Genomic DNA, 23,989 nt, shown 5'->3' on the forward strand with positions numbered 1-23,989 from the left:
ATTTGCCGAAAGACTTCGAAAGGAAGCCGATCTGACGACCGGCATCGAGAGAGTGTGGACGAGGCCGCTGGCGCGATTTTTCGCGATGGCCGGCTTTGCCGTGGCGCTGGCGAGCTGCCAGATGCTCACGCCGCCGGACGTGCAGGAGTCCGGCTTCCAGCCCTCGGACAAGCCGATCACGGTCGACAATGTCGTCGCCAACGCCAGGCTCGCCGAGATGGCGAAAGCGCAGCATCCGCGGATTCTCGCCACCTACGGCGGCGAATATTCCGATCCGAAGCTCGAACGCATGGTGGCCAAGGTCGTCGGCAACCTGACGGTGGTGTCGGCCAACCCGACGCAGACCTATCGCATCACCATCCTCAATTCGCCCAACGTCAACGCCTTCGCGCTGCCCGGCGGCTATCTCTACGTCACGCGCGGGCTGCTCGCGCTGGCCAATGATTCCTCGGAACTCGCGGCCGTCATCGCGCATGAGATGGGCCATGTCACCGCCAATCACGGCCTGCAGCGACAGCAGCTCGAGGCCGAGGAGGGCCTGGCGACCAAGGTCGTCTCCGACGTGCTCGGCGACAGCCCGACCGCCAAGGCCGCGCTCATCCGCGGCAAGCTGAAGCTTGCGCAGTTCTCGCGCAACCAGGAACTTCAGGCCGACGCCATCGGCATCAAGTCGATCGGCGAGGCCGGCTACGATCCCTATGCCGCCGGCCGCTTCCTGCAATCGATGTCGGCCTATACAGATTTCCGCTCGGTCAGCGGCGCCACCGATGCCAGCCTCGACTTCCTGGCCACGCACCCCAACACACCGCAGCGCATCGATCTGGCGCAGCGGCTGGCCCGTAACTTCGGGCCGCCGGGCGTCGGCACGCGCGACCGCGATGCCTTCCTCGCCGGCATAGACGGCCTGCTTTACGGCGACACGCCGGAAGAGGGCTATGTGCGCGGCCAGACCTTCCTGCATCCAGGCCTCGGCGTCTCGTTCTCGGTGCCGGACGGCTTCGTCATCGACAATTCGGCGGCGGCCGTGACCGCGACCGGGCCTGGCGACATCGCCATCCGCTTCGACGGCGTGGCGATCGACAAGTCGGTGTCGCTGGCCGACTACATCCGCAGCGGCTGGGTCGCCGGACTGGACGGTGCCAGCGTGCGCCAGGAGACGATCAACGGCAACGAGGCGGCGACGGCGCATGCCAGCGCGCAAGGGTGGCAATTCGATATCGCGGTGATCCGCGCCGGCGGGCAGGTCTACCGGCTGCTGACCGCCGCACCTTCGGCCAGCACGGCGCTGGAGCCGGTCGCGCGCTCGGTCAGCGGTTCCTTCCGCACGCTGAGCGCAGCCGAGAAGGCGGCGCTCAAGCCCCTGCATATCCGGGTGGTCACCGTCCAGGCCGGCCAGAACATGGGCACGCTTGCCGCCCAGATGGTCGGTGTCGACCGCAAGCTCGACCTGTTCCGGGTGCTCAACGCCATGTCGCCCGGCGCGACCGTGTCGGCCGGCGACAAGGTCAAGATCGTCACCGACAAATAGGGCAGGCGCCCCGTGTTCAGGCGGCTTCCGCCAGGAAACGGCTCGGCACTGTCTATTCGGTTGGCCCCGCGCACGCCAGCGCTGCTGCTATCCGTCAGAGCCGAGGCTGACGCCGTCAAAGCCGCCGGTGCTGCCGGTGTCAGTGGTGCCAGTGCTACCACCGTCAGTGGTGCCAGTGCTACCACCGTCAGTCGTGCCGGTGCTACCACCGTCAGCGGCGCCGGTGCTGCCGCCGTCAGTGCCGCCGCTGTCAGAGCCGCCGCCGCTGCCGCCGCGGGGCTCTGGATGATCACCGCTATTGCCGCGCCAGGGCGCCGGTCCGGTATCGTTCTGTACTGGCTTGACCGGTGTCTCGACGACCTTTGGCGTGGGTATGCGGACCACCTTTATCTTCGTGATTATTTTCCGCACGACCTTGGGCTTGCACACTGCGACAGTTAAGGCGCTGCGCGCGGGAAGGCCGAGAATGCTCATCGAATACATTTCCTGCCGTTCGATCCCGGCTCTGAGGAAAGCCAAGGCCCGGTCGGGATCGGCCGGCACACCATTGCGGCCTTCCTTGAAGATAACCGCGAGATCGTTGATGGCATTCACATGCCCCATCGCCGCTGCCTTCAGCAGCAGGTCCAACCCCTTGGCGGTATCGCGCTGGACGCCGAGACCATTGAACAAGGCGCGTCCCCAAGCAGCCATGGCGTAGGGGTCGCCTCTGTCGGACGCTTGCGAATAGAGGCCGTTCGCTTTCGTGGGATCCGTGCCTGTTCCGGAAGCGATGTTGCCGAGCTCGAAGACAGCCCGGACATGCCCTTTGTCGGCAGCATCCTGAATGGCCTTCCCGGCCTCGTCGATCTTGCCGGACGCCAGCAGCGCCCGCCCGAGCTCGTAGTGGAAGCGCGCGACGTCCGGGTAGGCCCTCACCGCCGCCTCGCAGGCCTCCACCGCCCCGCCGCCGATCTCATTCGTCAGCCGGCCGGGGGCGACGCCTTGCAGGTCGAGCGGTTCGCCCGCGGCCTGGTCGCAGGGGTCGACACTTGGCGACAGCTTCATCGTCGCCGGCTTGGACAAGTTACCGGAACGGATTTCGAAGCCGACCTCGACGGGAGCTGCCGAGCCGATCTGCGGCTCGTAGCGCAAATCGTTGATCTCCTCGGCCATCAGGCTCGATTGAGGCGACAGGATGCGATCCGGGAGCGACAGCGTTCCGGTTGCCGGATAGCTCGCGAGCTTAAGGCCGACGTCGGGGTCCTTGGTTGGGAAATCCAGCTTCAACGGCACCGGCCCGACGCCGACAGGGATGCTGACGTCACGGTTCTCGATCGCCTCGACGGCGCCGGTGACGTGGAGGCCGCGCTCTAACACTTCCTGCTTCTGCTCGGCCTTGAGCGAGGCCATGATCTGCTTGCCCTCGGCGCCCTCGCCGTTCTTGACCCGCAACAACAGGATGCCTTGGGATTCGCCGCCCCAATCGTTACGGGTAATGTAGGCCAGCGTGTCCACTTGCTCCGGCGCGCCAACCAGCTTGGGCGCGTCCATCTTCAGGCGCGGCAGATCCTTGCCCTGTATCGCCTTGCCAGTCGCAACCGGCTTGCCGTCCAGCATCAGGCGTCCGAACGCCGGCGCCTTCTCGATGCTGACAGTCACTGCGGCGCCATCGACATCCACCGGTTCCGGCAGGCCCAGCGCGACGGGGCCGACGCCTGACGGCACGACTTTCTCCAGCACCGGCGGCAGTGCTGGGCGATTGGCGCGGCGCATCAGCACCACCTCGTCGATCAGCGAGGAGTTCTCCCAAGGAACCTGCTTGCCGTCGGTGGCTTTAACCACGTCGCGGCGAACGGCAGCCATGACCGTGCGGATTTCCTGGTTCGGTGCCAGCGCGCGGCGGGAAAAGGCGGATGAAAACGGGCTAAGTTTGCCCGTGCCGTCATAGGCGATCGCACCAGGCCCAGTGGCGAAGGCAATGAGCGTGTTTTGCGAGCTTTTCACCTCAGCGAGCCCTGTGCCACTGGCAGTGATCAGCTGGTCCCTGAGCCAGTAGTCCTTGCGCGGAAACGGATTGTTGCGGCAGGCATCGAGGATGATCACCTGGATCTTCGATTTCGAGCGCAATTGCTGCAGCACATCGTCGAGCTTGATCGCCTGGACTTCGATGTCCGCGGCATCCTTGAGCGACGCATCGACCGGGATCAGAAAATTTTCGCCGCCGATCTGCAAGCCGTGGCCGGAATAATAGACGACAGCCAAATCGGCGCCGTCCGCCGCGGCGAGATAGTTGCGGAACCGCTCCTCGAACTGAAGCTTGGTGACGTCCTTGGCGACGAACACCTGGAAACCAGCCAGACGGAACGTCTTCGAGACATCCTCGGCCTCCGTGTCCGGATTCCTGAGAGCCGGAATGTTTCGGTATTCGGAATTGCCGATCACAAGGGCAACCCTGCCATCGGCGTGAGCTTCGAACGCCGTGAAGCACACGAGGATCAAGGCTGCAAGAAGCACGCGGCATCGCAGCATGGCTAATCCTCCCTGCTATGATCTTGTGACTTCAATAGACCCTTTGCCGCGCACGGGGTCTGTTAACGAATTCACAATCCGCAGATAGGGAGAGAAGGAAAGCGCCGCGATGGCTTTTATTGTTTAATCAGTATTGTATTTCCTTCAGGCGGCTTCCGCGAGGAATTCGGGGTTCTGCTTGACCAGGGCCACCTTCAGCTTTTCCATGGCGCGCGCTTCGATCTGGCGAACGCGTTCCTTGGAGATGCCGAGCGCCTCGCCTAGCGATTCAAGGGTGGCGCCGTCGTCGCTCAGCCGGCGCTCCTCGATGATCCGGAGCTCGCGGGCATTGAGCGCGCCGAGCGCGCTCTTCAGCCAGACCGCGCGGCGCTCGACGTCGATCGTTTCGCCGACGACCTCGTCGGGGAGCGGATCCTCCGAGACCAGGAAATCCATCCGCTCGGCGGCGCCGTTCTCGTCGGCAAGCGGGGTGTTGAGGGAGCTGTCGGGGGCCGAAAGACGCGAATCCATCATCGCCACATCGGCTTCCGGCACGCCGAGCGCAGCCGAGACCTCGCGGTAGAGCGAGGCATTGGAGATCGGCTCGGCGCCGTTGGCGAGCCGCGCGCGCAATCTTCTCAGATTGAAGAATAGCGCCTTCTGCGCCGAACTGGTGCCGCCGCGCACGATCGACCAGTTGCGCAGGATGTAGTCCTGCATCGAGGCGCGGATCCACCACGTGGCGTAGGTCGAGAAGCGCACCTCGCGGGCGGGCTCGAAGCGGGCCGCGGCTTCCAGCAGGCCGACATGGCCTTCCTGGATCAGGTCGCCGAGCGGCAGGCCGTAGTGGCGGAATTTCGAAGCCATGGAGATCACCAGCCGCATATGGGCGACGGTGATCAGGTGGAGCGCGTCCTGGTCGTTCTTTTCTCTCCAGCGTATGGCCAGGAGATGTTCCTCGTCGCGCTCGAGATAGGGGGCCTTCATTGCCGCCCGGACCAGTGTCCGTCCTGCCACATCCTCGATCATGCCGGCTCCTCTTGGAGATCGTTGCGCTGACGACGGTTGAAAAGACGCTGCCGCGCCCTACAACAGCCTGCAACGTGTCAGGCGCATGGATGGTTCCGTTGCGGCGGAGGCGCTTATGCAGCGCGCCAGCACGGTCCTGTTATCGATCCGGGACGTCTGCCTGCCGTGATCTGCATTGATTTTGAGGATCAGATTTCTGGCTGAGCCAATTTTTGAAATCTGGTTCCTTATTTCGCGAACATCTATCTGTCAGTTTGCGGCTCTCACAACGCGCCGGGCACCGGTCAAAACGGGATCACAGAAAAATGAAATGGCTCAAATCGCTCCTCGTCGCCGGAACGCTGCAGGTTCTGGCAGTCACCGCCGGTCACGCCGGCGCCAATCTGGACCAGATCAAGCAGGCAGGCATCATAAAGGTCGGCACGGAGGGCACCTACGCACCTTTCACCTATCATGACGAAACCGGCGCGCTGGTCGGCTTCGACGTCGAGATCGCCAAGGCCATCGCCGAGAAGATCGGCGTGAAGGTCGAGTTCCTCGAAGGCAAGTGGGACGGGCTGATCGCCGGCCTCGACGCCAACCGCTACGACGCCGTCATCAACGAGGTCGGCATCACCGACGCGCGCAAGGCCAAGTATGACTTCTCCGATCCCTACATCGCCTCCAAGGCGGTGCTGATCGTGCGCGGCGACGACACCGAGATAAAGACCTTCGCCGATCTCAAGGGCAAGAAGGCGGCGCAGTCGCTGACCTCCAATTTCGGCAAGCTCGCCGAGAAGAACGGCGCCGAGCTGGTCGGCACCGACGGCTTCGACCAGTCGATCCAGCTGCTGCTCACCGGCCGCGCCGACGCCACCATCAACGACAGCCTGTCCTTCCTCGACTTCAAGAAGCACAAGCCCGACGCCAATGTGAAGATCGCCGCGCAGGAAGAGAACGCCGACTATTCCGGCGTCATCGTGCGCAAGGGCGATCCGGAACTGGTCGCGGTGATCAACAAGGCGCTGGCCGACATCAAGACCGACGGCATCTACAAGAAGATCGCCGACACCTATTTCGGCCGGGACGTCTCGCAGTAAGGCGCAGCTTGGTCCTTTTTGATACCGGCGGGCCGTCTTTGACGGCCCGCCGGTTTTTGCATGATAGTCGTTCGGCCAGAGATGGCCGCAGCATCCGGAAAGGAGAAGGGCTCAGTGCCGCACTGGTTGCAATTGATGCTGGAGTCGCTGCCGACGCTGTTGTGGGCGGCGCTGATCTTCACCGTGCCGCTGACGCTGCTGTCCTTCGCTCTCGGGCTTATAGCCGGGCTGGTGACGGCGCTGATCAGGCTGTTCGGCCCGAAGCCGCTGGCCGCCGTCGCCCGTTTCTATGTCTGGATCTTCCGCGGCACGCCGCTCCTGGTGCAGCTGTTCCTGATCTTCTACGGCCTGCCGTCGGTGGGCGTCCTGCTCGATGCCTTTCCCGCCGCGCTGATTGGCTTCACGCTCAACATCGGCGCCTACACGTCGGAGATCATCCGCGCCGTCATCGGCTCGGTGCCGAAAGGCCAGTGGGAGGCCTCCTACTCGATCGGCATGACCTGGAGCCAGGCGATGCGGCGCACGATCCTCCCACAAGCAGGCCGCGTCGCAGTGCCGCCGCTCTCCAATACCTTCATCTCGCTGGTCAAGGACACCTCGCTCGCGGCGGCGATAACGGTGCCGGAAATGTTCCAGGCCGCGCAGCGCGTCGTCGCCACCACCTATGAGCCGCTGATCCTCTATGTCGAGGCGGCGGCGCTCTACCTGGCGATGAGCTCGGTGCTGTCGGCGCTGCAGGCGCGGCTGGAGGTGCGGCTTAACCGCTATGGCGGCTTCCTGGAGGCCAATCCATGATCGGCCTCACCGACATCGAGAAGCGCTTCGGCGACAACCTTGTGCTGAGGGGCGTCAGCGTCAGCATCGACGAAGGCAGCGTCACCGCGCTTGTCGGCCCTTCGGGCGGCGGAAAGAGCACGCTTTTGCGTTGCATCAACCTCTTGGAGATCCCGACTTCGGGCACTTTGCGCATCGGCGATGAGACGCTTGCGTTCCGGCCGGGCGGCAAGGTGCCGGCAATGGACATCCAGCGGGTGCGCCTGCAGACCGGCATGGTGTTCCAGAACTTCCAGCTCTTTCCGCATCGCACCGCGATCGAGAATGTCATGGAGGGGCTGGTCACGGTGCTGAAATGGCCGCAGCCGAGGGCACGCGAGCGGGCGATGGCGCTGCTAGAAAAGGTCGGCATGGCGCACAAGGCCGACGCCTGGCCGGCAACGTTGTCCGGCGGCCAGCAGCAGCGCGTGGCAATAGCGCGCGCGCTGGCGCCGTCGCCGCGCGTGCTGCTTTGTGACGAGCCGACCTCGGCACTCGACCCGGAACTGGCGCAGGAAGTGGTCGACGTGCTGGGCCAGCTGGCCCGCGAGGGCACGACCATGGTGATGGCCACGCACGATCTGAGGCTCGCCTCCAAGATCGCGCAGGAGGTGGTGTTCCTCGATGCCGGTGTCGTCGTCGAGAAAGGTCCGGCCTCGGTCGTGTTCGACAGGCCAGAGCGCGAGCGGACCAAGCGCTTCATCGCCTCGCTGCGGCAGGAGGAGGCGCAGAAGGAAACCGGCGACGGACCGTAATCCCGACGTCAGGTTTTAAAGCGCGTCGCGCTGAAACGGTTTCAGGCGACGCGCTTTAGGTCTTTGTTTTTTATGCATGTCGTTTTCGCAAAACCGCTGCACACTTTTGCGCGGCATGCATTAGAAACGAAAAAACCCGGCGCAAGGCCGGGTTTTCCTGAATTCGTTAGCGGGAAAAGCTCAGGCAGCTTCTTCCTGCTCGGCTTCCTCGTTGTCGGCCTTGGCGCCACGCTTCGGGCCCTTGTTGAGGTTGACCTCGATAAGACGCACCGCCTCGGTCTCCGACATGCGGTTGACGGCGGCGATCTCGCGGGCCATGCGGTCGAGCGCGGCTTCATAGAGCTGGCGCTCGGAATAGGACTGCTCCGGCTGGTTGTCGGCGCGGTAGAGGTCGCGCACGACTTCCGAGATCGAGATCAGGTCGCCGGAATTGATCTTGGCGTCATATTCCTGCGCGCGACGCGACCACATGGTGCGCTTGATGCGGGCGCGGCCCTGCACGACCTTCAGCGCGCGGTCAACATAGTCCTCTTCCGACAGCTTGCGCATGCCGATCGAGGTCGCCTTGGCGACCGGCACCTTCAGACGCATCTTGTCCTTCTGAAAGTCGATGACGAACAGCTCCAGCTTGTGACCGGCAACTTCCTGCTCGTCGATGGCCACGATCTGGCCGACGCCATGCGCCGGATAGACGATGAACTCACCGGTCTTGAACCCGTGACGGGCCGCGGTGGACTTCTTCTGCGGGGTGATCGTTGCCATTACGCCCTGAACTCCTTAGTTGTAGCGCCGGCATGGCGGCGCCGGCTGAACTCGTGCGATCGGCAGAAGCCGACCTTTAGCCGCACAAACAAGTGAACCCACCGGGATAAGCCGGGACCGGCAAATCGCACGAATGCGACCCGCCTGCCCCAGATCACTCTGGTCCCGGATTTGAAAAGCTCACCTTTCAGTGATTTGGGGCGTTAGCGCCATAAATCGACGTTGTGTCACCGGCATGTTTAGTTCGTGTAACACAAAAAGTCGGAAGAATCAAGGTTTTGCTGCGTTCGCTAACGCCGCATGCCATCGCTGCCTGTCAAGACAGTTGTTGTATCGGTCGCGTTACCCAGCGTCATGTCGACGAGGTCGGCCCTTGCATCAATCGCCTTCGCCGGGTTCGGGCGAGAAATATTTCTCGAACTTTCCAGCCTCACCGTCGAAGGTCTTGGCGTCCGCCGGCGGCTCTTTCTTGGCGGTGATGTTGGGCCATTTCTCGGCGTATTCGGAGTTGACCTGCAACCATTTGTCGAGGCCCGGCTCGGTATCCGGCTTGATCGCGTCGGCCGGGCATTCCGGCTCGCAGACGCCGCAGTCGATGCACTCGTCGGGATGGATGACGAGCATGTTCTCGCCTTCGTAGAAGCAGTCGACTGGACAGACCTCGATGCAGTCCATGTATTTGCATTTTATGCAATTGTCGGTCACGACATAGGTCATCGCAGGCTCCGGGACGTCCCGATTTATTAGAGCGACGTGCGTCCTTTCGGACGCACAAAGTACGCTCTAACACGTTGAATCTGCGCATCGTGCTTTCCGAAAAGCGAGTCCGATTTTCGCGCCGATGCGGCAGCCTTTTCAGGTGAGGTAACGCCTTTGCCCGCCGCATGCAAGGGCGGGGCTTGCGGCCATGGCCGGCGTCGGGAAATGGAATTCCAGCCCTTTGCCGCCTGAGGTCCCGTTGGACCTGTTCAGTCGTCGCCGAGCAGCCGATCGGTTTGCCGGCGCTCGCGCTTGGTCGGGCGGCCACTGCCGGTCTCGCGCAGCGCCGGAATGGCGTCGGGAACCGTCTCGCCCCTCGGTGCCGGCGGCGGCGACATGTCCTCATAGAGCGTGCGCGCCTCTTCGGCCGGGCCGCGCCGGGTTCCTGCCCCAAGCACCTTCCAGACCAGGATGCGCCGCTCGAGCGTGATGGTCAGAACGTCGCCGGCCTTGACCAGATCGGAGGCCTGCGCTGCTTTGTCGCGATTGATGCGGACGCGTCCGGCAACCACGAGTTTTGCCGCCAGCGACCGCGATTTCACCGCGCGCGAGAAGAACAGCCATTTGTCGATGCGCTGGCGCCCTTCTCCAACCATCGCAACCGGCCGAGGCTACTTCTTCAGCTGGTCGCGCAAGGCGGCGAGCTTGGCGAAGGGCGAATCCGGGTCGAAGCGCTGCGGGCGCTCCTCGCGCGGCTTGCCCTGGAAGGCCGGCTTGTCGGCGGAGGCGTTGCCCTTGCCGTCCTGCCTGTTGCCTTTCCAGTCCGGGCGGCCCTCGCGGCGGTCGGGGCGCTCGCCCTGCGGCCTGCCTTCACGGCGTTCGCCGCCTTCGCGTTCCGGTCTCGGCTTGAACTTCGAGCGATCGAAGCGCGGCTTGCCGGCGCCGTCGCGCTGGTCGCGGCGGCCTTCATGGGCGGGCCGATCGCCGGCCTGGCTGCCCTCGGCGACTGCCTGGCCTTCGGGTGCCACCTGGCCGTTGCGGGGACGATTGTCGCGGCGGTTGTCATGGTGGCGGTGGCGCGGGCGCTGATGGTCGAAACGGGCCTGCCGCCACAAAAGGATCGGCTTCGGCTCTTCCTGCTCGGCGGGCGGTTCGCCAGCGTTACCCTCCCCCTCGTGGGGAGAGTCGGCGCGCAGCGCCGGGGCGGGGGACGCGTCGGCGCTGTTAGCATTACCTGCATCGTCGGCGCCGTCACCCGCGTCGCTTCGCGCCGCGACCTCCCCCATCGAGGGGGAGGTGGGCGCTTCGGCGATTCCTTGCGTCGTGGAGGCAGCTTCCGCCTCGGTGGCAGGCTCCGCAGCCTCGCCGGCAGCGGGTTCGATCGCGTTTTCGGCCGTAGCGTCCGCCGCCTCACGCGCTTCGGCTACGGTCTCCGAGCTCTCGGCAGACGCTTCGGCGGCAGCTTCAGCTGCCGGCACCTCGGCCGCCTGCGCAGCGCGCGCGGCCTCTTCCGCAGCGAGCTTCGCGGCGGCGGCTTCGCGGGCGGCATTGTCCAGCGCGTCGAGCTTGGCCTTCACCTCGGCGGTCGGCTTCGGCTCGGAGCGATAGCCCAGGCCTTTGAGGATCTCTTCCATGTCGTCGGCGGTGGCGCCGAGGATCGACATCATCGGCGGCGTCACCATGAAGGCGTGGCCGTCATAGGCGCCGTCGGGGCGCTGGCCGAGGCCGGGCTTCCAGTTGGTCGCCGGACGGATGAAGTCGGCCAGCCGTTCCAGGATGTCGACGCGCACGGCGCGACGACCGAGATTGCGGTAGCCGGCGAGCTTGTAGAAGGTCTTGTCGAAGGCCGGGTCGATGACCACCGAGGTGCGGCCCGACGCCAGCGCATGCACCACGTCGCCGAAGCCGGGCTTGTCCTTGCCGTCGTTCTGCAGCGCCCAGAGGAGCGTGACCAGCCCGGCCGGCGCCGGCTTGATCAGCGCCGGCACGAAGACGTGGTAGGCGCCGAAGCGCACGCCCAGCCGGCGCAGCGCGGCGCGGCCTTCCTGGTCGAGCGACTTCATTTCGTCGGCGATGTCGCGGCGGTTGATGAGGCCGAAATGCTCGACGAGCTGGAAGGCGATGCCGCGGGCGATGCCGGCCAGCTGCTCGGCATTCTTCAAATCGACCAGCGGCTTCAGCAGCGATTCGATCTGGAAATTGACGAAACGCTCGGCGCGCGCCGCGACCTTGTCGCGGGCGGGCCCGGTGAGCTGCTCGTCGGCAAGCAGCACAAGGCGCGGCTTCAGCGCTTCGTCGCCGGCAACCAGCGTGCCGATCGGCGCGCCGATCCAGCGCAATATGCCGTCCGAGCCCAATGCCAGATCGCCGTTGGCGCAGGCGGCGAAGCGCTCGGCACGCGCCTCGAACTCCGTGCTGAGCGCCTTCTGGGCAGCGGTGCGCACCGCCTTGGCGTCCTCGCCGCCGGCGCTCTGGTCGGCGGTGAAGCGGAACCCCTGCAGCTCGCCGACGTGATGGCCTTCGACGAGGACGGTTCCGGTTGGGCTGATTTCGGCTTCAGGCATAGTATTTTCTCTAAGGCGCCGCATGAGGACGGAAGTCCTGCGGTCTACGAAGCGTTTCGTCAACCGCTCATGCAGCGCATCCGACAATCTGTCTTCGATTTCGCGCGTCTTTTCCTGCCAGTGTAGCTGATCGGCCAGCCAGCCCGGCCGATTGGAGACGAAGGTCCAGGTGCGGATCTGGGCGATCCGGTGCGACAGCGTGTCGATATCGCCGTCCGTCGTGTCGGCCCGCCGCACCTGCTCGGCCATGTAATTCCCATCGACATGGCCATGGCGTGCAAGGTCCATGTAGATCGAGGCGATAAGGTCGGCATGCTGAGCCGGCGCGATCTTGCGGTAGTCGGGCAGCGCGCAGGCTTCCCAAAGCAGCGCCACGCGCTCCCTGCCGGTGGCGAGCGCCCTGATGTCCGCGTCGCGCGACAGGTGTTCCAGCGCCTGGGCATCGACCGCCGGCAAGGCCCGGGTCAGCCCTTCGACCGGCGCGTTGGTCTCGATCGAACGCTTCAACGCGTCCAGGCTGGTGAAATCGAAATCGGCGGTGCGCCACTGCAGCACCTTCACGGGGTCGAAATCGTGCCCCTCGATCTTCTTGACCAGATCCTCGTCGAACGGATCGACCTGGCCTGTCACACCGAACGTGCCGTCACGCAGGTGGCGGCCGGCACGGCCGGCGATCTGGCCGAGCTCGGCTGCGGTCAGGTTGCGGTACTGGTAGCCGTCGAACTTGCGGTTCTGGGCGAAGGCGACGTGCTCGAGGTCGAGGTTCAGCCCCATGCCGATGGCGTCGGTGGCGACCAGATAGTCGACATCGCCCGACTGGAACAGCGCCACCTGGGCGTTGCGGGTGCGGGGACTGAGCGCGCCGAGAACGACGGCAGCACCTCCCTGCTGGCGGCGGATCAGCTCGGCAATCGCATAGACCTCGTCGGCGGAGAAGGCGACGATCGCCGTGCGCCGCGGCAGGCGGGTGAGCTTCTTCGAGCCGGCATAGGCAAGGTGCGACAGCCGCGGCCGCGTCACCACCGAGACGCCCTTCAGCAGGCGCTGCAGGATGCCGTGCATGGTGGCGGCGCCCAGAAGCAGCGTCTCCTGGCGGCCGCGCAGATGCAGGATGCGGTCGGTGAAGATGTGGCCGCGTTCGAAGTCGCCGGCAAGCTGCACCTCGTCGATGGCGACAAACGCCGCATCGGTCTCGTGCGGCATCGCCTCGACGGTGCAGACAGAATATTTCGCGCTCGCCGGAACGATCTTCTCTTCGCCGGTGACCAGCGCCACCTTGTGGGCGCCGACCTTCTCGCAGACGCGGGTATAGACCTCTCGGGCAAGCAGCCTCAGCGGCAGGCCGATGACGCCGGTTTCGTGCGCCACCATGCGCTCGATGGCGAGATGGGTCTTGCCGGTGTTGGTGGGGCCGAGCACGGCCGTCACGTCGCGGCCCGAAAGGATCAGCGGCTGGGTGTGTTTCGGCTGGATGTTCATCGGCTCGGAAATAAGGCTTTCTGCCGCTTGTTGTCGGGAACGCGACGGGGCCGCCGCGTGTGACAGGCGACACATAAGGATTTCAGACGCGAAGCGAAAGCGGAATGTTCCCATCAAGAGATGGCGCGACGACAGGCAAGGTCAAATCCGCCGTCGATTAACGGATGGAACGAGTCTGGAACGAATCGGCGACGAATCACTGACTCGTTCTGATTCAGGTTTTGTTCACGGCTATATGTGGATTTTTTGACGATGAGTCTCACCACATGCTGAATCCGGGAACTGGCCCGTTTCATGCTTGGCCAGGCAAGCTCCGAGGCGCCGTTAACCTTTGCCGGTGAACGATCGTCTCCTGCTCGAGCGTAGCCGCCAAGATTATGAAATGGTTGATCTTTCCTAACCGCCGTTAATCTTTTCGGCGGCATTTCCGGCTCTCGGCGTTAACTTTTCGGCCAAAGCCGGAACGAATCGGCGACGAATCAGCGCTCGACGCGTTTTCCCGGTTTGTTCACCCCTAGATATGGTGTTGTCCACAGCTTGCGCACCGATAACTCACAGCTTGTGAACCGGATTTCCCACAAGGCGCGCGGAGACCGTTAACCTTTGCGTGCCGAATTGAGGCAGGCGCGATGCAGCCGGCTTAGAGACGCAGACGAAAAAACAGGCGGCCCGGTTTGCTCCGGACCGCCTGCCATCGATGTCGCCAGACTTCAGGCGAAATAAGATCTCAGGTGAAATATTGGCCGCCATTGGCGCTGATCGTCGAGCCGGTGATGAAGCCGGCCTCGTCCGACGCCAGGAAGACGACGCAGCGCGCCACCTCTTCCGGCTCGCCGAGACGGCCGACCGGAATCTGCGGGATGATGCGCTCGGCGAGCACCTTCTCGTCGATCGCCTTGACCATCTCGGTGGCGATGTAGCCGGGGCAGATGACGTTGACAGTGATGCCGGCGCGGGCGCCTTCCTGGGCTAGCGCCTTCGAGAAGCCGATGTCGCCGGCCTTGGCGGCGGAGTAGTTGACCTGGCCGGCCTGGCCCTTCTGGCCGTTGATCGAGGAGATGGTGATGACGCGGCCGAACTTGCGGTCGCGCATGCCGCTCCACAGCGGATGCGTCATGTTGAAGACGCCGGAGAGGTTGGTGTCGACGACCTCCTTCCACTGCTCGCGGGTCATCTTGTGGAACATGGCGTCGCGGGTGATGCCGGCATTGTTGACCAGCACCGAGACCGGGCCGAGATCGGCCTCGACCTGCTTGATGCCGGCGGCGCAGGCGTCATAGTCGGCGACCGACCATTTGTAGACGGGAATGCTAGTCTCGGCCTTGAATTTTGCGGCCGCTTCGTCGTTGCCGGCATAGTTCGCGGCGACCGAATAACCGGCCTTCTTCAGGGCGACCGATATCGCCGCGCCGATGCCGCGCGATCCACCGGTGACGATTGCGACTTTGGTCATGCTGTTCTCCTCCCTTTGGTCGGAGGAGCGAGTAGGGAGTAGCGAGTAGCGAGTAGGAATCTAATGTCCCCTCGCGCGAACGCCATTCTTCCCTATTCGCTACTCCCTATTCGCTATTCGCTATTCGCTCAGTTCAACGCTTCCACGCACATCGCCACGCCCATGCCGCCGCCGATGCAAAGCGTCGCAATCCCCTTCCTGGCGCCGCGGCGGCGCATCTCATAGACCAGCGTGTTGAGAACGCGGGCGCCGGAGGCGCCGATCGGATGGCCGATGGCGATGGCGCCGCCATTGACGTTGACGATCGAGGGATCCCAGCCCATGCCCTTGTTGACGGCGCAGGCCTGCGCGGCGAAGGCCTCGTTGGCCTCGACGAGATCGAGATCCTTGACCGACCAGCCGGCCTTCTCCAGCGCCCTCTTCGAGGCCGGGATCGGGCCGGTGCCCATGATCGCCGGATCGACACCGGCGGTCGCCCAGGAGGCGATGCGGACCAGCGGGGTGATGCCGCGCCTGGCAGCCTCGGCCTCGGTCATCAGCAGCGCGCCGGCGGCGCCGTCATTGAGGCCTGAAGCATTGGCGGCGGTGACGGTGCCGTCCTTGTCGAAAGCCGGCTTCAGCTTGGTCATGGCATCCAGCGTCGCGCCGTGACGGATATACTCGTCCTGGTCGACGATGGTGTCGCCCTTCCTGCCCTTGATGGTGACGGCGACGATCTCGTCCTTGAACTTGCCGGCTTTCTGCGCCGCTTCGGCCTTGTTCTGGGAGGCGAGCGCGAACTCGTCCTGGTCGTCGCGGGTGATCTGGAACTGCCGGGCGACGTTCTCGGCGGTGTTGCCCATGTGGTAGCCGTTGAAGGCATCCCACAGGCCATCCTTGATCATGGTGTCGATCATCTTGTAGTCGCCCATCTTGACGCCGGCGCGCAGGTGCTGGGCGTGCGGCGACAGCGACATCGATTCCTGGCCACCGGCGACGATCACCCTGGCGTCGCCGGTGGCGATCTGCTGCATGCCGAGCGCGATGGCCCGTAAGCCCGAGCCGCAAACCTGGTTGAGGCCCCAGGCGGTCGTCTCCTTGGGCAGGCCGGCATTGATGGAAGCCTGGCGGGCCGGGTTCTGGCCTTGAGCGGCGGTCAGCACCTGGCCGAGGATGACTTCGTCCACCTCTCCCGCCTCGACGCCGGCGCGCGCAAGCAATTCCTTGATGACCACGGCGCCGAGTTCATGCGCCGGCGTGGCGGCGAAACTACCATTGAAGGAGCCGACCGCTGTGCGGGCGGCGCTGGCGACGACGATTGAGTTGGAAGCGGCCATTTTCTTCTCCAGACTTCGAGGTGTCGTGTTTTCGGCTATCGTTGAGGGCTTTTCTTGCCCGTTCAAGCACCTGAGTCAAACCGGAAATGGGCATGGCCGCCATGCGCGGCAAGCAGGTCGGGCGCTTATCGTGACAGCGCAGCCGTCGCCATGCAGCACAATTTGCTCCGCCCATTCCGCATTAAATGATGCCGCACTGCACAAACCACTTGGAATTGTGAGGCTTTTGCGCATATCCTCGACAAATGGCGCAATCGTTACCGGCCGCTTACTCTGAACGCGCCGGTATCCTGGGGAGGATACGGATGGCCGCAAAAGACGACCCAATCGTCATCAAGAAATATGCCAACCGCCGGCTCTACAACACCGGCACCAGCACCTATGTGACGCTCGAGGATCTGGCCGACATGGTCAAGAAGGGCGAGGAGTTCACGGTGCAGGACGCCAAGACCGGCGATGACATCACGCATCCGGTGCTGACCCAGATCATCTTCGAGCTGGAGAACAAGGACGGGCAGAACATGCTGCCGATCCCGTTCCTGCGCCAGCTGATCGCCTTCTACGGCGACCAGATGCAGATGATCGTGCCGAGCTTCCTCGAACAGTCGATGATCGCCTTCTCCAAGGAGCAGGAGCGCTTCCGCGAGCAGCTCAAAGGCGCCTTCGGCAAGACGCCGATCGACATGATGAAGACGCCGATCAAGGCGCTGGAGGAGCAGACGCGGCGGAACGTCGAGATGTTCCAGAACGCCATGCGCATGTTCACGCCGTTCCCGCCGGCCGGCTCCAATTCCACGGCGCCCGCCGAGCCGCCGAAGAAGGACGAGAAATCCGACGACCTGCAGGAACTCAAAGCGCAGATCGCCGCCATGCAGCGCAAGCTCGACACCATGTCGTGACGGGCTTGTGTGGCGCTAGCAAACGTTTGAGATTAGCCGAAAAGGCCAATCCCTTCGTCATCCTCGGGCTTGACCCGAGGATCAATGCCGTAACCGACGCCGTAAGGCGCACCGGCGCAGAATTCTGAACGGTAACAACGCCTTAATGGAACGGCATGGATCCTAGGGTCTGCGCGCGTCGCTCCCCTCCTTGCTTCGCCCTAGGATTGACGACTTCAGACGCGTTCCGGCTAATCTTAGAAGCCATCATCCCATCCCGACCGGTCCGTCATAACGGGCGCGGGGCCTAATCGGCCTGTTGCTCGTCACCTGCTCGACGGCATGCGCCGTCCAGCCGACGCTGCGGCCGAGCGCGAACAGGCGGAAGGGCGCATCGGCGGGCAGCCGCAGGTTCAGCGTCAGCGCGGCAAGCGCGAAATCGACATTCGGATGCATGCCGGTCGCGGCAAGGACGGCGTCGCGCAGACGCAGGAGTCCGTCATCGATATCGAGGTCGGGCAGCAGAGCCCCGGCCCGCGGATCGCCTTCGGGATAGAGCGGGTGACCGAAGGCGGGCAGGGGGCGGTCGTGGGCCAGCCAGCGCGCGACCGCCTCGTCCGGACCCATCCGCTCGGCATCCTCGACCAGCGCGATCACCGCGGCGCCGGCGCCGCCATGGCGCGGGCCAGTAAGGGTGGCGAGGCCGGCAAGCAGGCAGGCCGCAATCGGCGAGCCGGTCGATGCCGCGACACGGGCCGCGAAGGCCGAGGCGTTGAGCTCATGATCGGCCATCAGCACCAGCGCCCTGCGGATGAGATCGGCGCCGGCGGCTTCGACCGACCAGCCGCGCGCCAGCCTTTCATGCACCGGCTCCGCCCCGGGGCTGGCGCCGAAGGATGTCGCCAAGACGCTTGTGGCGCTGGCGCCGTCCTGCTGCAGCATGGCCGGCCTGCGGCCGAGCGAGGGCCGGCCCGCCGCCGCAAGCGCCGATAGTCTTGCGAAGGCTGTTGGAGTGCCGCTCTCCCGAACGGTCGAAGGGGTCAGCGAGGCGAAGGACACCGGGGTGCCGGATGCCCAAAGCAGACCTGCCGTCTCCTCCAGCGTTGCCGTCGCCGCAAGCGCCACGGCATCCTTGGCGCGATAGACGAGGCGGCCATGCAGCACCTTCGAGATGGCGGTGGTGATCGCAGGCTCGCCCCAGGCAATGGCGCTTTCGGCGATCGCCTGGGGGCTGCGCCCGCGCGCCCGGCGGGTGGCGAGCGCCGCAATGTCGTCGGCGCGATACTGGCTGCGGCGCGGGTCGGCCCCGTCCGGCCGCATGCCGATGCGACCGCGGCTGACATAGGCATAGAGCGTCTGCGGCCGGACGTTGAGCCGCGCCAGGGCTTCCTCCCGCGTCAGCCATTCCGTCATTTGCAGCCGTACATTGATTATGTTGATCAAGATTGATGCATTGATTGCGCAGCATTAATTTCGTTGCGCAAAAGGTCAAGGAGACAAGTCATGGCAAACGGGCTCGATGATGTTGTGGCGGCGGATACGGTGCTTTCCGATGTCGATGGGGCGGGCGGACATCTCACCATCCGAGGCTACTCATTGACGGAACTCGCCGGCCATTGGCGCTACGGCCAGGTGGTCCGCTTGTTGTTCGACGGTTTTTTCGACGAGCTTCCCGGCGACAGCGAGCTGGAAAAAGCCATCGGCAATGCGCGAGCCGATGTCTTCGACCGGCTGCAGCCAATGCTTGCCCAACTCGCGCCGCTCGATATCTACAGCGCCATGCGCGCCGGCATGGCCTTGCTGCCGGATGGCGACGGGCTCGCCGACGCGTTGAGGCTGGTCGCGGCGCCGGCGGTGCTGACGCCGGCCCTGCTGCGGCTCGGGCGCGGCGAGAAGCCCATCGCGCCGGACGCTCGCGCCGATCATGCCGCCGATATGCTGCGGATGCTCTCCGGCACCTCATCGCCGGCGCTTGCCAAGGCGCTCGACACTTATCTGGTGACGGTCTGCGACCACGGGCTCAACGCCTCGACCTTCGCGACACGCGTTGTGGCGTCGACGCATGCAGGGCTCACCTCGGCGATCCTGGCCGGGCTCGGCGCGCTGAAAGGTCCGCTGCATGGCGGCGCGCCTGGGCCGGTGATCGAGATGCTCGACGCGATCGAGGCCAGCGGCAACGCCGCCGCCTGGCTGCGCGCCGAGATCGCCCGCGGCGAGCGCATCATGGGCTTCGGCCATCGCATCTACCGCGTGCGCGATCCGCGCGCCGACGTCCTGAAGGCGGTCGTGGGGCGACTTGGTTCTCGTAAAGTGACCGGAAGCCGGCTGGGCTTTGCCGAAACTGTAGAGCAGGCGGCGCTCGATGTGCTCAAGGCCGCCAAGCCGCAGCGCTCGATCCAGACCAATGTCGAATTCTATACCGCGCTGCTGCTCGAGGCCGCCGGCTTCCCAAAGGAAGCGTTCTCCAACGTCTTTGCCGCCGGCCGCGTCGCCGGCTGGATCGCGCATGCACGCGAGCAGCAGGCGACCGGGCGCCTGATCCGGCCGCAGTCGCGTTACGTCGGGCCGGTGCCCGATCTCGTCGCCTGACATTACGACAAGGCACTGATGCAATCTCTCCGCTCGGCGGGCGGAGAGTTTTTCATAACCGTAAATTCAACAGATCACGCGACAGTGTTCGTGTTCTTGCCTTGGTTCGCCCTTATATGCTGCACTGCAACATAAGCTGATTGGCAGCTGCTTCGCCCTATGACGTAGGGGCAGGCCGGCGCATCGAGACAAGGAACGCCATGGCGAAGAACGGCAAGGCGGACGAAAAGAAGAAGATCAACATCGCGCTCCAGGGCGGCGGCTCGCACGGCGCCTTCTCCTGGGGCGTGCTCGACCGCCTGCTCGAGGACGGGCGGCTGGAGATCGCGGCCGTATCCGGCACCAGTGCCGGAGCCATGAACGCGGTGGCGCTGGCCGACGGGTTCGTGCGCGGCGGTGTCGAAGGCGCGCGCAAGAAGCTCGACGATTTTTGGCGCGCCGTGGCCTCGAAGGGCCGCTTCAGCCCGGTGCAGCGCATGCCGTGGGACGTCGTGTGGGGCAACTGGTCGATCGAGAACACGCCCGGCTATCTCTTCTTCGACACCATGTCGCGGGTGTTTTCGCCCTATGTCGCCAACCCGCTCGGCCTCAACCCGCTGCGCGACGTGGTCGAGAAGGAGATCGACTTCCGCAACGTGCGCGCCTGCAGGTCGATGGAGCTGTTCATCTCGGCGACCAATGTCGAGACCGGGCAGCTGCGCGTCTTCTCCGACGGCGAGATTGACCTTGACACGGTGATGGCGTCGGCCTGCCTGCCGCAATTGTTCCGCGCCGTCGAGATCAAGGGCGTGCCCTACTGGGACGGCGGCTATGGCGGCAACCCGGCGCTCTATCCGTTTTTCAAGACGGCGGCGACCGAGGACGTGCTGCTGGTGCAGATCAACCCGGTGGTGCGCGAGGGCACGCCGAAGAGCGCCAACGAGATCCAGAACCGCATCGACGAGATCACCTTCAACGCCGGGCTTTTGCGCGAATTCCGCTCGATCGCCTTCGTCAAGGAGCTGATCGCCGCCGGCCGGCTGCCGCATGGCGAATACCGCGACATCCGCATGCACCGGATCGACGCCGACGAGGCGTTCAAGGACCTCTCGGCCTCGTCCAAGGTCAATGCCGAGTGGGCCTTCCTCGCCTATCTGCGCGACCTCGGCCGGAATGCCGCCAGCGACTGGCTGGAGGAGAATTACGACGCGGTCGGCAGCCAAGCGACGCTCGACCTGTCGGGCGAACTCGACGACGGCTTCAAGCCGGTGCGCGGGCCCGCGCCCGGGCGACGGGTCAAGGAATTCCTTGCAGCGCGTATCAAGCCGGAGTCGGCGCGCCGGCGAGCCTAAAACAGGTCGCGTGAAAAGGATTCACGCGACCTGCTTTAGGTCTTTGATTTTAAGCATGTCTTTGTCCCGAAACCGCTGCACACTTTCGGGAGACATGCTTTAGATTGCCTTCAGGCCCTCGCGCACGTTCAGTCCGCGGCGAAGCTTACCTAGCGGAACCGCGGAGGTGCTGGATTCGTCCCCACCCGGCGATGTAGCTTACCTCGACGTAAACGGGAGGTCGCGATGCTGCAGGCCGGACAGAACGCTCTCGGGGTCAGGTTTGAAGCGCAGTGCAGGGCCTTCGAGAAGGAGCCCTTTCCCGGCCTCGATCTGCGCAAGGACCGGCTGAAGCGGCTGCTGGCGCTGACCGAAAAACATGAGGCCGAGATCTGCGCGGCGATCGACAGCGATTTCAGTGGACGGGCGGCGCAGGAAACGCGGCTTGCGGAACTGTTCGTCGTTCGCGCCGGCATCAGGCATGCGCTCTCCCATCTGCGGGGCTGGATGTGCGAGCGCCGCGTCGCCACCAGCCTGCCGTTCCTGCCGGGGCGCAACCGCTTGCTGCCCCAGCCGCTCGGCGTCGTCGGCATCGTGTCGCCATGGAATTATCCGTTCCAGCTCGCCATCGCGCCGGCGACCGCCGCGCTCGCCGCCGGCAACCGCGTGCTGCTCAAGCCGTCCGAGCTGACGCCGGCGTTCTCGGACCTGCTTGCCCGGTTGGTGGAAGAGCATTTTTCTCCCGACGAGATGAGCGTGGCGGTCGGCGACGCCGAGGTCGGCAAGGCATTCGTGTCGCTGCCATTCGATCATCTGCTGTTCACCGGCTCGACCGCCGTCGGTCGCCAGGTGGCACTGGCGGCGGCCGCCAATCTGACCCCGGTCACGCTCGAGCTCGGCGGCAAGTCCCCGGCAATCTTCGATGCGTCCTGCGATCTCGATGCCGCGGTCTCGAGTGTCGCCTACGGCAAGCTCTTGAACGCGGGCCAGACTTGCATCGCGCCGGACTATCTGATGGTCCCGCAAGGGCAGGGCGCGGCGATCGCCGCAAAACTCGCCGCCGCGATGGCGCGGCTCTATCCGCGCCTGCGCGACAATCCCGACTACACGGCGATCGTCAGCGAACGGCACCATCGGCGCCTCAGCGACATGATCGCCGAGGCGCGGGAAAGCGCCGCCGATGTCACCGAGGTCAACCCGGCAAACGAAAAGCTTGGCGTGAGCGACCGCAAGATGGCGCCCGTGCTTGTCAGGAATGCCGGCGAAACCCTGCGGCTGATGCGCGAGGAGATTTTTGGGCCGGTGCTGCCGATCCTCGAATACGGCACGGTCGACGACGCGATCGAGCATGTGAACCGGGGCGAGCGGCCGCTCGCCCTCTACTGGTTCGGCAAGGACAGCGCCAATCGCCAAAGAGTGATGCGGGAGACCATGGCCGGCGGCGTGACTGTCAATGACTGCATGATGCATTTGGTGCAGGAGAGGCAGCCATTCGGCGGCGTCGGCGAGAGCGGCATGGGCGCCTATCACGGCGAATGGGGTTTTCGCACCTTCAGCAAGGAAAAGCCGATCTTCGTCCAGTCCAGGCTGAGCGCCGGCAGTCTGCTCAGACCGCCCTATGGCAGGACATTCGAGCGGCTGTTCCGCTTGCTGAACCTGATCACTTGACGGGATTTATTTTCGGAGTGGGCGCGTCCTCTGCATTGTCGCGTACCAATGCGGCAAGTCATCGCGCGAAAAAATTCCGCATCATACTGACGCCTGCTGCCATCGAATGTTGGCTATGGCGAAAAATCTGACCGGACCGGGCAAACCCAGGCAGTTGAGCATCGAAAAAGCAGAAAAAGCCTGCTCGCCATGGCTGTAGGCGCAATGATGCTGCAATTTTTCTCACTATATTGCGCCGCAACTTTGAGGTAGAAGCGCGCTTCGCCGATCACGGCAAATTGAATACGGCTTTGCGCGCACCCATATCGGCCGCGCGCCCGGGGATCGAAAGCGCCGACCTCGCCAGGCCTGCAACGGAAAAAATGACGATGCCGAAAATCAGGTTTCACAAGCTTGCAGCCATTGCTGTGCTCATCGGGTTCGCTGCCTGGATGGCAACGGGCGAGTTCTCGTCCGTGGGCAGCGCCGCCAATCACCAGAAGGCAGGAGAAGCAGGCAAAGCCACGCAATCCGGGGCCGACAAGCCAAAGACGGCAGACGCCGAGCCGAAGGCAGCGCCGCGCACCGTCGCGGTGGTGACGCCGCCGCGCAAGACCTATGCGCGCGCCATCCGCATTTCCGGGCTGACCGAAGCCGACAAGCGCGCCATGCTCGCCACCCGCGTCGCCGGCGTCATCGACAAGCTGCCGGTCAAGCAGGGCCAGCACGTCAAGACCGGCGACCTGGTGCTGATGCTTGCCGCCGAGGAGAAGATCTCCAACGTCGACAATGCCAGGCAGCTGCTGGTGCAGCGCAAGGCCGAGCTTGAGGCCGCCGAGCGGCTGGCCAAGACCGGCAACCTGCCCAAGCTGCAGCTCGACACCGCGCGCTCGAACCTGACGGCGGCGCAGTCGATGCTGGAGACGGCGCAGGCGGAACTCGACCGCAACGAAGTGAAGGCGCCGTTCGACGGCGTCATCGACCGCGTGCCGGTCGAGCTCGGCAGCTCGGTGATGCAGGGCGGCGAGGTCGCCACCATCCTCAAGCTCGATCCGGTGATCGCGCGCGGCGAGATCAGCGAGCGCGACCTGCGCTACATCAAGATCGGCGACGAGGCCAATGTGCGCCTGGTCAACGACCAGAAGGTCACCGGCACGGTGCGCTATATCAGCCGCGATGCCTCCTCGCAGACCCGCACCTTCCGTGTCGAGGTGGCGATTCCCAATGCGGACGGCTCCATCCCCGCCGGCATGACGGCCGAGATCACGCTCAGCGCCGAGCCGACCGATGCGGTCATGCTGCCGCGCTCGGTGGTGACGCTGGGCGACAAGGGCGACCTCGGCATCCGCGCCGTCGGCGCGGACGACAAGGTGGCGTTCTTCCCGATCGATCTGGTCGACGACACGCCGCATGGCCTGGTGCTGGGCGGCATCCCGCAGGACGCGCGCATCATCGTCGCCGGCCAGGAGCTGGTGAAGGAAGGCGATCTGGTGAAGCCCGTCGAGGCCGACCAGGCGACCATCAACAAGCTGATCAGCGAAGCCGCCGCCGGCACGCAGTAGCGCGGCCGCCGGCGCCGGGTCGCCCGGCGCCGCTGC

The 23,989-nt window shown here is 64.8% G+C and carries 19 protein-coding genes; 9 read left to right on the plus strand and 10 right to left on the minus strand.

Annotated features, from left to right (window positions below):
* Window positions 1–85: 85 nt before the first annotated feature.
* Window positions 86–1,528: a M48 family metalloprotease gene (locus EH240_RS27250; RefSeq protein ID WP_125004416.1), complete on the plus strand. Its 1,443-nt coding sequence runs from the start codon at window positions 86–88 to the stop codon at window positions 1,526–1,528.
* Between the two features lie 87 nt (window positions 1,529–1,615).
* Here the strand turns inward: EH240_RS27250 and EH240_RS27255 are convergent, their stop codons facing one another.
* Window positions 1,616–4,039, minus strand: a complete 2,424-nt coding sequence (locus EH240_RS27255) for a caspase family protein (RefSeq protein WP_206075327.1) — start codon at window positions 4,037–4,039, stop codon at window positions 1,616–1,618.
* Window positions 4,040–4,183: 144 nt separating this feature from the next.
* Window positions 4,184–5,047, minus strand: coding sequence for an RNA polymerase factor sigma-32 (locus EH240_RS27260; RefSeq protein ID WP_125004417.1), 864 nt, complete (start codon window positions 5,045–5,047; stop codon window positions 4,184–4,186).
* A 305-nt stretch (window positions 5,048–5,352) separates the two neighbouring features.
* Here EH240_RS27260 and EH240_RS27265 point away from each other — a divergent pair, with 305 nt between their 5' ends.
* The 3 genes from EH240_RS27265 to EH240_RS27275 all read left to right on the plus strand — a co-directional run bounded on the left by EH240_RS27265 (window position 5,353) and on the right by EH240_RS27275 (window position 7,694).
* The gene (locus EH240_RS27265) at window positions 5,353–6,126 is read left to right on the plus strand and encodes an amino acid ABC transporter substrate-binding protein (protein ID WP_125004419.1); all 774 of its coding nucleotides are present in this window, start codon (window positions 5,353–5,355) and stop codon (window positions 6,124–6,126) included.
* Between the two features lie 114 nt (window positions 6,127–6,240).
* Window positions 6,241–6,921: an amino acid ABC transporter permease gene (locus EH240_RS27270; RefSeq protein WP_125004421.1), complete on the plus strand. Its 681-nt coding sequence runs from the start codon at window positions 6,241–6,243 to the stop codon at window positions 6,919–6,921.
* Complete coding sequence (locus EH240_RS27275) at window positions 6,918–7,694, plus strand: amino acid ABC transporter ATP-binding protein (protein ID WP_125004423.1); 777 nt, start codon at window positions 6,918–6,920, stop codon at window positions 7,692–7,694. The genes EH240_RS27270 and EH240_RS27275 overlap by 4 nt, the downstream gene beginning before the upstream one ends.
* 180 nt (window positions 7,695–7,874) lie before the next feature.
* Here EH240_RS27275 and EH240_RS27280 read toward each other — a convergent pair whose 3' ends face one another.
* The 7 genes from EH240_RS27280 to EH240_RS27310 form a co-directional block, all read right to left on the minus strand.
* Window positions 7,875–8,456, minus strand: a complete 582-nt coding sequence (locus EH240_RS27280) for a CarD family transcriptional regulator (protein ID WP_040974338.1) — start codon at window positions 8,454–8,456, stop codon at window positions 7,875–7,877.
* 378 nt (window positions 8,457–8,834) lie between these two features.
* Entirely contained in the window at window positions 8,835–9,173 is a 339-nt protein-coding gene (gene fdxA / locus EH240_RS27285; protein ID WP_125004425.1) for a ferredoxin FdxA, read from the minus strand.
* Window positions 9,174–9,424: 251 nt separating this feature from the next.
* Complete coding sequence (locus tag EH240_RS27290) at window positions 9,425–9,811, minus strand: RNA-binding S4 domain-containing protein (protein WP_125004427.1); 387 nt, start codon at window positions 9,809–9,811, stop codon at window positions 9,425–9,427.
* 15 nt (window positions 9,812–9,826) lie between these two features.
* Window positions 9,827–13,198: a helicase-related protein gene (locus EH240_RS27295; protein ID WP_125004429.1), complete on the minus strand. Its 3,372-nt coding sequence runs from the start codon at window positions 13,196–13,198 to the stop codon at window positions 9,827–9,829.
* Window positions 13,199–13,311: 113 nt separating this feature from the next.
* A complete protein-coding gene (locus EH240_RS27300) occupies window positions 13,312–13,623 on the minus strand; it encodes a hypothetical protein (protein ID WP_125004431.1) in 312 nt (103 codons plus the stop codon).
* 302 nt (window positions 13,624–13,925) lie between these two features.
* Window positions 13,926–14,651 (minus strand): acetoacetyl-CoA reductase, encoded by a 726-nt coding sequence (phbB, locus tag EH240_RS27305; RefSeq protein ID WP_125004433.1) that lies wholly within the window; start codon window positions 14,649–14,651, stop codon window positions 13,926–13,928.
* A 128-nt stretch (window positions 14,652–14,779) separates the two neighbouring features.
* Window positions 14,780–15,967, minus strand: a complete 1,188-nt coding sequence (locus EH240_RS27310; protein WP_125004435.1) for an acetyl-CoA C-acetyltransferase — start codon at window positions 15,965–15,967, stop codon at window positions 14,780–14,782.
* 305 nt (window positions 15,968–16,272) lie between these two features.
* On the opposite strand from EH240_RS27310, the gene phaR reads away from it, so the two are divergent.
* Window positions 16,273–16,866 (plus strand): polyhydroxyalkanoate synthesis repressor PhaR, encoded by a 594-nt coding sequence (gene phaR, locus EH240_RS27315; protein ID WP_125004436.1) that lies wholly within the window; start codon window positions 16,273–16,275, stop codon window positions 16,864–16,866.
* A 246-nt stretch (window positions 16,867–17,112) separates the two neighbouring features.
* Here phaR and EH240_RS27320 read toward each other — a convergent pair whose 3' ends face one another.
* Complete coding sequence (locus EH240_RS27320) at window positions 17,113–18,258, minus strand: citrate/2-methylcitrate synthase (protein ID WP_125004488.1); 1,146 nt, start codon at window positions 18,256–18,258, stop codon at window positions 17,113–17,115.
* 90 nt (window positions 18,259–18,348) lie between these two features.
* On the opposite strand from EH240_RS27320, the gene EH240_RS27325 reads away from it, so the two are divergent.
* The 4 genes from EH240_RS27325 (at window position 18,349) to EH240_RS27340 (ending at window position 23,953) form a co-directional block, all read left to right on the plus strand.
* Window positions 18,349–19,434 carry a citrate synthase/methylcitrate synthase gene (locus EH240_RS27325; protein WP_125004438.1) on the plus strand — a complete coding sequence of 362 codons (1,086 nt, stop codon included), beginning with the start codon at window positions 18,349–18,351 and terminating at the stop codon, window positions 19,432–19,434.
* Window positions 19,435–19,634: 200 nt separating this feature from the next.
* A complete protein-coding gene (locus EH240_RS27330; RefSeq protein WP_125004490.1) occupies window positions 19,635–20,765 on the plus strand; it encodes a patatin-like phospholipase family protein in 1,131 nt (376 codons plus the stop codon).
* Window positions 20,766–20,990: 225 nt separating this feature from the next.
* On the plus strand, window positions 20,991–22,412 hold the full coding sequence (locus EH240_RS27335) for a coniferyl aldehyde dehydrogenase (RefSeq protein WP_125004440.1): 1,422 nt from the start codon (window positions 20,991–20,993) through the stop codon (window positions 22,410–22,412).
* A 368-nt stretch (window positions 22,413–22,780) separates the two neighbouring features.
* Window positions 22,781–23,953: an efflux RND transporter periplasmic adaptor subunit gene (locus EH240_RS27340; protein WP_125004442.1), complete on the plus strand. Its 1,173-nt coding sequence runs from the start codon at window positions 22,781–22,783 to the stop codon at window positions 23,951–23,953.
* Window positions 23,954–23,989 lie beyond the last annotated feature (36 nt).

It is taken from the genome of Mesorhizobium tamadayense, assembly GCF_003863365.1.
GTDB lineage: Bacteria > Pseudomonadota > Alphaproteobacteria > Rhizobiales > Rhizobiaceae > Mesorhizobium > Mesorhizobium tamadayense.

What these genes read in the sequence shown, in the direction of transcription:
- fdxA (WP_125004425.1), bottom strand. Translation starts at nt 9,173, where the DNA reads ATGACCTATGTCGTGACCGACAATTGCATAAAATGCAAATACATGGAC.
- EH240_RS27300 (WP_125004431.1), bottom strand. Translation starts at nt 13,623, where the DNA reads ATGCCGCCGAAAAGATTAACGGCGGTTAGGAAAGATCAACCATTTCAT.
- EH240_RS27335 (WP_125004440.1), top strand. Translation starts at nt 20,991, where the DNA reads ATGCTGCAGGCCGGACAGAACGCTCTCGGGGTCAGGTTTGAAGCGCAG.
- EH240_RS27340 (WP_125004442.1), top strand. Translation starts at nt 22,781, where the DNA reads ATGCCGAAAATCAGGTTTCACAAGCTTGCAGCCATTGCTGTGCTCATC.
- phbB (WP_125004433.1), bottom strand. Translation starts at nt 14,651, where the DNA reads ATGACCAAAGTCGCAATCGTCACCGGTGGATCGCGCGGCATCGGCGCG.
- phaR (WP_125004436.1), top strand. Translation starts at nt 16,273, where the DNA reads ATGGCCGCAAAAGACGACCCAATCGTCATCAAGAAATATGCCAACCGC.
- EH240_RS27330 (WP_125004490.1), top strand. Translation starts at nt 19,635, where the DNA reads ATGGCGAAGAACGGCAAGGCGGACGAAAAGAAGAAGATCAACATCGCG.
- EH240_RS27280 (WP_040974338.1), bottom strand. Translation starts at nt 8,456, where the DNA reads ATGGCAACGATCACCCCGCAGAAGAAGTCCACCGCGGCCCGTCACGGG.
- EH240_RS27310 (WP_125004435.1), bottom strand. Translation starts at nt 15,967, where the DNA reads ATGGCCGCTTCCAACTCAATCGTCGTCGCCAGCGCCGCCCGCACAGCG.
- EH240_RS27275 (WP_125004423.1), top strand. Translation starts at nt 6,918, where the DNA reads ATGATCGGCCTCACCGACATCGAGAAGCGCTTCGGCGACAACCTTGTG.
- EH240_RS27295 (WP_125004429.1), bottom strand. Translation starts at nt 13,198, where the DNA reads ATGAACATCCAGCCGAAACACACCCAGCCGCTGATCCTTTCGGGCCGC.
- EH240_RS27255 (WP_206075327.1), bottom strand. Translation starts at nt 4,039, where the DNA reads ATGCTGCGATGCCGCGTGCTTCTTGCAGCCTTGATCCTCGTGTGCTTC.
- EH240_RS27250 (WP_125004416.1), top strand. Translation starts at nt 86, where the DNA reads ATGGCCGGCTTTGCCGTGGCGCTGGCGAGCTGCCAGATGCTCACGCCG.
- EH240_RS27320 (WP_125004488.1), bottom strand. Translation starts at nt 18,258, where the DNA reads ATGACGGAATGGCTGACGCGGGAGGAAGCCCTGGCGCGGCTCAACGTC.
- EH240_RS27325 (WP_125004438.1), top strand. Translation starts at nt 18,349, where the DNA reads ATGGCAAACGGGCTCGATGATGTTGTGGCGGCGGATACGGTGCTTTCC.
- EH240_RS27265 (WP_125004419.1), top strand. Translation starts at nt 5,353, where the DNA reads ATGAAATGGCTCAAATCGCTCCTCGTCGCCGGAACGCTGCAGGTTCTG.
- EH240_RS27290 (WP_125004427.1), bottom strand. Translation starts at nt 9,811, where the DNA reads ATGGTTGGAGAAGGGCGCCAGCGCATCGACAAATGGCTGTTCTTCTCG.
- EH240_RS27260 (WP_125004417.1), bottom strand. Translation starts at nt 5,047, where the DNA reads ATGATCGAGGATGTGGCAGGACGGACACTGGTCCGGGCGGCAATGAAG.